1 rRNA gene is annotated in these 590 nt (G+C 53.4%); it reads left to right on the forward strand.

Features of this window, described 5'->3' with window-relative positions:
* Positions 1-446, forward strand: a 23S ribosomal RNA gene (locus tag RAD15_RS43425); the annotation flags it as partial.
* Positions 447-590 lie beyond the last annotated feature (144 nt).

Consider the following 590-nt stretch of genomic DNA (forward strand, 5'->3'; position numbering starts at 1 on the left):
ATCTCCCCCAAGAGTTCACATCGACGGGGAGGTTTGGCACCTCGATGTCGGCTCATCGCATCCTGGGGCTGTAGTCGGTCCCAAGGGTTGGGCTGTTCGCCCATTAAAGCGGTACGCGAGCTGGGTTCAGAACGTCGTGAGACAGTTCGGTCCCTATCCGTCGTGGGCGTAGGAAATTTGAGAGGAGCTGTCCTTAGTACGAGAGGACCGGGATGGACATACCTCTGGTGTACCAGTTGTCGTGCCAACGGCATAGCTGGGTAGCTATGTGTGGACGGGATAAGTGCTGAAAGCATCTAAGCACGAAACTTGCCCCGAGATGAGTTCTCCCTGAGACTTAGAGTCTCCTGAAGGAACGTTGAAGACGACGACGTTGATAGGCCGGGTGTGTAAGCGCAGCGATGCGTTGAGCTAACCGGTACTAATGAACCGTGAGGCTTAACCTTACAACGCCGAAGATGTTTTGGCGGATGAGAGACGATTTTCAGCACTGATTCAGAGTTGAGTACGGAATAATTTGCGCAGCAGCAAGGCGGCAAGCGAAGGAAAGGAAGGAGCAAACAGAAGTATGTGACTGACTTTACGAGCGC

The organism is Bradyrhizobium sp. 14AA (assembly GCF_054185205.1).